We start from the raw sequence: 7723 nt of genomic DNA, 5'->3' as shown, positions 1-7723 counted from the left end.
TGTATGCGGTGTATGCGGTGTATGCGGTGTATGCGGTGTATGCGGTGTATGCGGTGTATGCGGGCACTGCGCTTACACGCACGGCCCGATTCGCGTGCGAACCACCCTGCGCTAGCGCGACGACTCCCCGCCGTCGCCCCACACGACCATCACGTCGCGCACCAGCGCGGCGATCGACGTTGCGCCGAGCTTCTCCTTGATGCTCGCGCGATGCACGTCGACGGTCTTCACGCTGATCGACAGGTCCGACGCGATCTGCTTGCTGCCCTTGCCATCGACGACACCGCGCAGCACCTCCTTCTCGCGCGCGGTCAGCGCATCGAGCCGCTGGCGCAGCTCGCGGTGACGCTGGCCGACCGCGTGCCGCTGCTGCGCGAGCCGCAGCGCGCGTTGCACGCGCTCGAGCATCTGCTGCGAGTTGTACGGCTTCTCGACGAAGTCGATCGCGCCGTTCTGCAGCGCGCGCACCGACATCGGAATGTCGCCGTGTCCGCTGACGAAGATCACCGGCAGCGTCGCGCCGCGCGCGTTCAGTTCCGCCTGCACGTCGAATCCGCTTTTCTCCGGCATGCGCACGTCGAGCACCAGGCACGCGGGCAGGTTCACGTCGAAGCGCGCGAGAAAATCGGCGGCATTCGCGAATCCCTCGGACGCGATGCCGACCGATTCGAGCAACCACGCGAGCGAGGTCCGCATGCCGCTGTCGTCGTCGACGATGTATACGATCGGAGCGGGTGACGTCATCGGGGTGTCTCGCAAGATATCGGTATCGCACGCGCCGCGGGTGAGGCAAGCGTCGTTCGTCGGGGGTGTGCGGCACATCATAACGAGCCGGAAATGCGCTGAATACCCCTTTACGTACCGCTCGAACGCCCGATCGCACTTTTTTTCGCGCGTCGTGCCGCGCATCTAGGTAGAACCTTTAGATGCGTTGGCGGGAACGCCATCTTCATCGTCAATCGTGCGAATGTTCGCCGGCTTTTTCGCGACGTACGCTTGGTTCATCGTCGACGATCCGCTGCAGCATCGACAACGCGCACGATCGCCGCCCTCATTCACCCAGGAACGCCCATGTCCGCAACGACCGATACCCCGCAACCGGCGCGCGCCGCCCCCACCGACGCGCAACTGGCCTTCCGGCAAGCGATGGCCCACCTCGGCGCGGCCGTCAACGTGATCACCACCGCGGGGCCGCACGGCCGCTGCGGCATCACCGCGAGCGCCGTCTGCTCCGTCACCGACGCGCCGCCGACGCTGCTCGTGTGCCTGAACCGGTCGAGCGCGATGCACGCGATCTTCGAGCGCAATCGTCAGGTCTGCATCAACGTGCTGCCGGCCGAGCACGAACTGCTCGCGCGCCATTTCGCGGGAATGACCGAGCTGCCGATGGAACGCCGCTTCGAATTGCCGGTGTGGGATCGCGGCGAGCAGGACGTCCCCGTGCTGCGCGATGCGCTCGCGAGCCTGCAGGGCAGGATCGCCGAGATGAAGGAAGTCGGCTCGCATTCGGTGATGTTCATCGAGGCGACGTCGATTCGTGTACGCAACGACGGCGACAGCCTCATCTACTTCAGCCGCGCGTTTCATCGCGTGTCGCGCACGGCCTGCGTGCGGTAACGGGACCGGTAACGATCGCGGTCACGTTGTCGCGCTCGCCGGTCGTTGCAGGCCCGATCGGCTACGCCGACGCCCGTAATGCACGCTGTCCGGCCGCGAGGGCCGCGCCTGCGAACAGCGTCAGCGCCGAATAGACGAGCCCGCGCGCAAGCCCCGCGCTGTCGGACACCCAGCCGATCGCGACCGGCCCGGCGATCTGCCCGAACGCGAAGATCGTCGTGAATGCGCTGATGCCCTTCGCCCAGCCTTCCGGCGGCAGGTTGTGGCGCACGAACGCGGTCGTCGACGCGACCGCCGACAGGAACGTCGCGCCGAACAGCACGCCCGACGCGAACGCGGCCGCCGGATGCACGAACAGCGCCGGCATCAGCGTCGCCACGCCGAGCAATGCGTTGAGCACGGCCAGCGCCTGGCCGCCGCGCATCCGATCGAGCAGCCCCGACCACAGCCGCGCCGACACGACGGTCGCGACGCCGAGCATCACGTAGAACGCGGACACGACCGTCCCGCTCATTCCCGCGCCGCGCAGCAGCGCGACGATGAACGTCATGTAGCCGATGTAGCCGACGCCGAACAGGCCGTAGCCGGCGAGCGCGAGCGCGAAGCGCGCGGGGCTCGCGGTCGCCGCCGGCGCGGCACCGTCACGCCGCGCGTCGCATCGAGCATGCGCATGCTCGATGCGACGCGCCGCCGACACGGCGACCGCCGAGCACAGCACGCATGCGAACGCGAGCGCGAACCATGCCGGTTGCCAGCCGTGCGCGCGCTGCACGAGCGTCGCGGGCACGAGCAGCGACGACGCGACGATGCCCCACCCGGTGCCGCCGTAATAGAGCCCGAGCAGCAGGCCCGCGTCGCGCGGCGCTGCGGACGCGAGCCGCGCGGCCAGCACGCCGCCGCTGATGAAGATCAGCGCGCTGCCGACGCCCGTCGCGAGCCGCTCGACGAGCAGCGCGTTCATGCCGGACGTGAGCCCGCATGCGGCCATCAGCATCGCGGTCAGCGCGCAGCCGGCCGCCAGCAGCGTGCCGGTGCGCCAGCGGCGGGACAGGAACGGGAAGACGAGCGCGCCGATCAGGTAGCCGGCCGCGTTGGCCGTGTTCAGGGCGCCCGCCTGCGCGAAGGTCCAGCCGAGATCGGCCTTCATCGGCGGCAGCAGCAGTGCGTACGAGAAGCGCGCGAGACCGAGCGCGATCGCGCTGCCGAGCGACAGGCAGATCGCGAGCCGCCACGCGGTCATGCGGTCGGGTTCGGTGGCGCCGGCGTCCTGTCGTGCCGGGCCGGCGTGCTCCGGTTGCGGCGCTGCGCGCATCGCAGTGTCTCCATCGTGGTTCGCATCGTGCCGCCGGGACAGCGGCAGGCGCGCGGCTGCGGCCCGCGCGCGAGGTCGTCAGATGGTGCCAGAAAACCGCTGGAGCCGGTTCGCGTCCACGATAACCGCGCGCATTGTTCGTGAATGGCGGAAATCGAAATGATCGACGCGATTGAACTCGTGATTCAAAAAATCGCTTGAATGAATCAATCAATCGATTGCGGCCCCGATATTCGAAAAAAAATCCTCGGGTTTTGCGATTGGATTCATACGCCTTCACCGCGCGAAATGCGGCGAACCCGCATGTTTAGCACGCCGCGGCTAAAAACCTCGCCACGCATTGCATTCGCTAAATCATCAGACTAATATCGACGCCACTCGTCCGGTATTCAAAAAACATCGGATGAGCGGCGGTAATCCCGTTACCGCGCTTTCATGTTGAATCGCTCATGTTCATCACAGGAGAATTGACATGCAGGAAACCCGGCAGATCGAATTGCTTGACTGGATGCAGGAAGACACGCACCCCGAGGCCGTCGACATGATGGTCGAGGATGCCGTGGTGCCGTTCGGCACCGCGCTCTGGCCGGTCTGAGCGGCCAGCCCGTTCCCGCGGAAGGGCCGCTGCCCTTCCGCCGCTTCCGGAGACACGCATGCTGAACCTGCACCGCGCGCTGGGGTATCACCCGGCGCTGCGCGACAAGCTCGCACGCGGCGAGACGGGCAAACTGCTGGTCGGCTACGACAGCCGCAACCGCGACACCGCGTTGCGCGCGTTTTCCGCCCTGCCCGACTCGCTCGACGCGACGATCCTCTGCCTCGACACCACGCCACCCGCCGACATCGCCGCCGCGCTCACGCACGCGGACCTGTTCGTGCTGCTGTACGACTCGTCGTGCCTGCCGACGCCGTCGCCGAGCGGCCCGCCGTTCCTGGCCGCGATCCGTCCCGCGATCGTCAGGCACTGGAGCAAGTCGGTGCTGTTCAAGGATTACGGCCCGCATCTCGACGAGGCGTTCGCCGAATCGCTCGACGACATCGCCGCGCGCAACGGCCGGCTGATCGAAGCGGCCGCGCGCGCATCGCAGATCCATTTCATCGACGAAGCCGGCAACACGCTGACCGGCTCGCTTGCGCCGGACCAGAAATGGACGAGCGTGGACGGGATGGGCAATCTCGACGTCGTGCCCGGCGAGATCGCGACGCACGTCACCGACCTGCACGGCTCGATCGTGTTCAGCGGCACGTTCCTCGGCACCGTGCCGTTCGCGATCAAGTACCGCGTGACGGAGCGGCTCGCGACGCTGCATGTCGAAGACAGCCTGATCGTCGATTTCGACAGCGACGACGCGGGCTTCCGGCGCGACTTCGCGTCGTACCTCGACCGGCACGACAATCACCGGCGCATCGAGGAATTCGGCATCGGCACGAACCTGGGCATCCGCGGGCTATACGGCCGCAACGCCGGCTTCGAGGAACGCCATCCGGGCCTGCATCTCGGCCTCGGCGGCGGCGCGAACGGCAGCCACCACCTCGACCTGATCTTCGCGCGCGGCACGCTCGCGTTCGACGAGCGGATCGTGTTCGACGGCGCGTTCGCCGTCTGACCTGGGCATCAGGCGTCGGCGGCCGCCGCGTCGCCGAGCCACTTGAACATCACGAAGCAGTCGACGAAGCCGAGCCGCGCATGACGATACGCGCGCGGCAGGCGGCCGACGATCTCGAAGCCGAGCTTCTGCCACAGCGCTACCGCCACCTCGTTCGTCGCGACCACCGAATTGAACTGCATCGCGAGGAAGCCGCGTTCGCGCGCCACCTGCTGCGAGTGCTCGCACATCAGGCGCGCGACGCCCTTGCCGCGCGCGGCCTCGCTGACCATGTAACCGCAGTTGCACACGTGATTGCCGGGCCCGGCCGCGTTCGCCTTCAGGAAGTACGAGCCGAGCAGCACGCCATCCTCTTCGGCAACCCACGTGCAAAGCGGCGCATCGAGCCACAGCGCGCGGGCGGCTTCACGTGTGGGCGCCGGATCGAATGCGTAGGTCTCCTGCGCGGCGACGATCGCGTGGTACGTGGGCCAGAAGCGGGGGAAGTCGTCTTCGGTCATCGGGCGAAGCGTGATCATGCGGGTACTCTCGTGAAGGGGTTGGGGAATGCGCGCGTGGCGCGACACTGCGTCAGGGCGAGCCGCCGTCGCGCAGCAGGCCGCTGCGATACGTGCCGGGCGGCACACCATACCAGCGCTTGAACGCCTGCGAGAAACTCGACAGGTCGCTGAAGCCGAGCCGCTCGGCCACTTCGGTTAGCGACAGGTGCGCATCGCCGAGCAGCGTCTCGGCCATCGCGCCGCGCGCCTGCGCGAGCAACACCCTGAACGTCGTGCCTTCTTCCTGCAGCCGGCGCTTCAGCGTGCGCGGGCTCGTGTTCATCAGCCGCGCCATGTCCTCGAGCGAGAACGGCACGTTGCCGGGCGTCGCCGTCAGATATTGCCGCACCATCTCCGACGTGCCGAGCCGCGCGCGCCGCGTTTCGACCAGCTGGCTGCACATCTGCTCGCACATCGAGACCGTCAGCGGGTTCGCATGCGGCAGCGGCCGGTCGAGAAACGCACGGTCGAATGCGAGGCTGTTCGCGCGGGCGCCGAACGCAGGTTCGACGCCCGCGATGCGCGCTGCGGGTGCGAACGCGGCTGCGCTCGCCGCGCTCGCGGCCTGCATCGTGAAGCGCGACAACGCGAAATCGCCGCCGCCGATTTCCTGCAGCAGCACGGCCGCAGCCGCCATGTCGCGTTCGACGAGGAACCGGCTCAGGTCGGCATCGAGCTCCGGCGCGCCGAAATTGAGCACGCCCGTCTGCGGTTCCTCGCGGTACGTGATCACCGTGAACGCATACGTGAGCGGCAGGAAGCGCATCGCGAGCGCCAGCGCGTCGCGCGCGGTCGCGCTCGCGATCAGCCCGTAGCCCCACACGCCGTACGCGGAGAAGTGATAGCGCTGCCCGACTTCGAACCCGAGGCCCGGCGCGCGCCCGAGCGCGCGCAGCAGGTTGCCGGTCAGCCGCAGTTCCTGCGCGGCCGTCACCTCGACGTTCGGATCGTCGAGCTGCGCGTCCGCGAGCCCTGTACCGGCCAGCAACTTCGCGCGCGGCACGCCGCGTTCGTCGCCGAAATCGACCAGCAGCCGCGCGCTGGCCGGACTCCGGGTGAAGTCCCAGAAGCTCATGCGGAGAAACCCTCGAAGCGCCGATTTGGCCCAAATACTAAAACAATTGTCCCGAAGCAGCATTGGTGTTTTCCCATGCGGCCCGCACCATCGGCGTCATCAGTCGTCGCCCGAACGACGTCAACGCCCCCGGAGGAGACACCATGCGACCGAGTCGCCCACCCGACCTCGCCGCCCGCTTCGAACACCAGCGCGAGGCATGTGCCCGCGATCCCGCCCCGCCGCTCGCGATCCGCCTGTCGCGGCTCGATCGCCTGTGCGCGCTGCTCGATACGCACGAAGCCGCGCTCGTGCGTGCGATCGACGCCGATTTCGGCGGACGCTCCGCGCACGAAACGCGGCTCGCCGAACTATTCGTGGTTCGAAGCGGCCTGCGCCATGCACGCGCGCATCTGCGGCACTGGATGCGCGAACGCCGCGTGCCGACCGCCGCGCACTTCCGGCCCGGCTACAACCGGATCGCGCCGCAACCGCGCGGCGTCGTCGGCGTGATGGCCCCGTGGAACTATCCGCTGCAACTCGCGATCGGGCCCGCGGTTGCGGCGCTCGCTGCCGGCAACCGCGTGCTGGTCAAGCCGTCGGAACTGACACCGCAGCTGTCGGCGCTGCTCGAGACGCTCGTCGCCGACGCGTTCGATGCCGACGAGCTGCGGGTCGTCACCGGCGACGTCGACACGGCGAAGGCGTTCGCGCGCTTGCCGTTCGATCATCTGTTCTTCACCGGCTCGACCGCGGTCGGCCGCGACGTCGCGCAAGCTGCGGCCGCGAACCTCACGCCCGTCACGCTCGAGCTCGGCGGCAAGTCGCCGGCGATCCTCGATCCGTCGTGCGACGTCGCACACGCGGCCGGGCGCATCGCGTTCGGCAAGCTGCTCAATGCCGGCCAGACCTGCATCGCGCCCGACTATCTGCTGGTGCCGGCGGGCACCGCACCGATCGTTGCCGCGCGCCTGTCGGACGCGATCGCGCGCCGCTACCCGACCCTCCTCGCCAACCCCGACTACACGGCGATCATCGGCGCGCGCCACCGCGACCGTCTGGCGGCCCTGGTCGACGATGCGCGCGCAGGCGACGCACGCGTGCTCGAAGTCAATCCGGCCGGCGAACGCTTCCCCGCCGGCTCGCGCAAGTTCGCGCCGACGCTCGTGCTCGGCGCGCGCGACACGATGCGCGTAATGCGCGAGGAGATCTTCGGCCCCGTGCTGCCGATCGTCGAATACGCGGATCTCGACGAAGCGATCGAGCGCGTGAACCGCGGGCCGCGCCCGCTCGCGCTGTACTGGTTCGGCCGCGACGCCGCGCGCCGCGATCGCGTGCTGCGCGAAACGGTGTCGGGTGGCGTCACGGTAAACGACTGCCTGTGGCATCTCGCACAGGAACACCAGCCGTTCGGCGGCGTCGGCCCGAGCGGCATCGGTGCGTATCACGGCAAATGGGGCTTCGACACGTTCAGCCATCACAAGCCCGTGTTCCACCAGGCGCGTCGCAGCGGCACCGCGCTGTTCCACCCGCCGTACGGCAAAACCTTCGACCTGCTGCTGCGCGTGCTCACGCGCATCGCTTGACCCATCGA

At 68.3% G+C, this 7723-nt stretch carries 8 protein-coding genes; 4 read left to right on the top strand and 4 right to left on the bottom strand.

Annotated features, from left to right (window positions below; all coding sequences use genetic code 11):
- Positions 1 to 111: 111 nt before the first annotated feature.
- On the bottom strand, positions 112 to 744 hold the full coding sequence (locus tag U5A56_RS17315; protein WP_321923573.1) for a response regulator transcription factor: 633 nt from the start codon (positions 742 to 744) through the stop codon (positions 112 to 114).
- Between the two features lie 327 nt (positions 745 to 1071).
- Here U5A56_RS17315 and hpaC point away from each other — a divergent pair, with 327 nt between their 5' ends.
- Positions 1072 to 1617: a 4-hydroxyphenylacetate 3-monooxygenase, reductase component gene (hpaC, locus tag U5A56_RS17310; RefSeq protein ID WP_321811113.1), complete on the top strand. Its 546-nt coding sequence runs from the start codon at positions 1072 to 1074 to the stop codon at positions 1615 to 1617.
- 61 nt (positions 1618 to 1678) lie between these two features.
- Here the strand turns inward: hpaC and U5A56_RS17305 are convergent, their stop codons facing one another.
- Positions 1679 to 2929 (bottom strand): YbfB/YjiJ family MFS transporter, encoded by a 1251-nt coding sequence (locus U5A56_RS17305; protein ID WP_321923572.1) that lies wholly within the window; start codon positions 2927 to 2929, stop codon positions 1679 to 1681.
- Between the two features lie 472 nt (positions 2930 to 3401).
- On the opposite strand from U5A56_RS17305, the gene U5A56_RS17300 reads away from it, so the two are divergent.
- Positions 3402 to 3524 carry a hypothetical protein gene (locus U5A56_RS17300; protein WP_006752127.1) on the top strand — a complete coding sequence of 41 codons (123 nt, stop codon included), beginning with the start codon at positions 3402 to 3404 and terminating at the stop codon, positions 3522 to 3524.
- Between the two features lie 58 nt (positions 3525 to 3582).
- Positions 3583 to 4536: a leucyl aminopeptidase gene (locus U5A56_RS17295; protein WP_124487674.1), complete on the top strand. Its 954-nt coding sequence runs from the start codon at positions 3583 to 3585 to the stop codon at positions 4534 to 4536.
- Positions 4537 to 4544: 8 nt separating this feature from the next.
- Here the strand turns inward: U5A56_RS17295 and U5A56_RS17290 are convergent, their stop codons facing one another.
- Together U5A56_RS17290 and U5A56_RS17285 are read right to left on the bottom strand one after the other, a co-directional pair.
- Positions 4545 to 5054, bottom strand: a complete 510-nt coding sequence (locus tag U5A56_RS17290) for a GNAT family N-acetyltransferase (RefSeq protein ID WP_044845369.1) — start codon at positions 5052 to 5054, stop codon at positions 4545 to 4547.
- 52 nt (positions 5055 to 5106) lie between these two features.
- On the bottom strand, positions 5107 to 6150 hold the full coding sequence (locus U5A56_RS17285) for an AraC family transcriptional regulator (RefSeq protein WP_124487675.1): 1044 nt from the start codon (positions 6148 to 6150) through the stop codon (positions 5107 to 5109).
- 143 nt (positions 6151 to 6293) lie between these two features.
- Here U5A56_RS17285 and U5A56_RS17280 point away from each other — a divergent pair, with 143 nt between their 5' ends.
- Positions 6294 to 7715, top strand: coding sequence for a coniferyl aldehyde dehydrogenase (locus U5A56_RS17280; protein ID WP_124487676.1), 1422 nt, complete (start codon positions 6294 to 6296; stop codon positions 7713 to 7715).
- The last annotated feature ends 8 nt before the right edge of the window (positions 7716 to 7723 follow it).

The sequence above is a fragment of the Burkholderia sp. BCC1998 genome, assembly GCF_905339875.1.
In the GTDB taxonomy this organism is placed as follows: Bacteria; Pseudomonadota; Gammaproteobacteria; order Burkholderiales; family Burkholderiaceae; genus Burkholderia.
The sequence above is the reverse complement of the archived record's forward strand: the minus strand, read 5'-3'. Positions and strand labels throughout refer to the sequence as shown.

Coding starts and splice junctions, on each gene's coding strand:
- U5A56_RS17315 (WP_321923573.1), bottom strand. CDS start 744: ATGACGTCACCCGCTCCGATCGTATACATCGTCGACGACGACAGCGGC.
- U5A56_RS17295 (WP_124487674.1), top strand. CDS start 3,583: ATGCTGAACCTGCACCGCGCGCTGGGGTATCACCCGGCGCTGCGCGAC.
- U5A56_RS17300 (WP_006752127.1), top strand. CDS start 3,402: ATGCAGGAAACCCGGCAGATCGAATTGCTTGACTGGATGCAGGAAGAC.
- U5A56_RS17290 (WP_044845369.1), bottom strand. CDS start 5,054: ATGATCACGCTTCGCCCGATGACCGAAGACGACTTCCCCCGCTTCTGG.
- U5A56_RS17305 (WP_321923572.1), bottom strand. CDS start 2,929: ATGCGCGCAGCGCCGCAACCGGAGCACGCCGGCCCGGCACGACAGGAC.
- U5A56_RS17285 (WP_124487675.1), bottom strand. CDS start 6,150: ATGAGCTTCTGGGACTTCACCCGGAGTCCGGCCAGCGCGCGGCTGCTG.
- U5A56_RS17280 (WP_124487676.1), top strand. CDS start 6,294: ATGCGACCGAGTCGCCCACCCGACCTCGCCGCCCGCTTCGAACACCAG.
- hpaC (WP_321811113.1), top strand. CDS start 1,072: ATGTCCGCAACGACCGATACCCCGCAACCGGCGCGCGCCGCCCCCACC.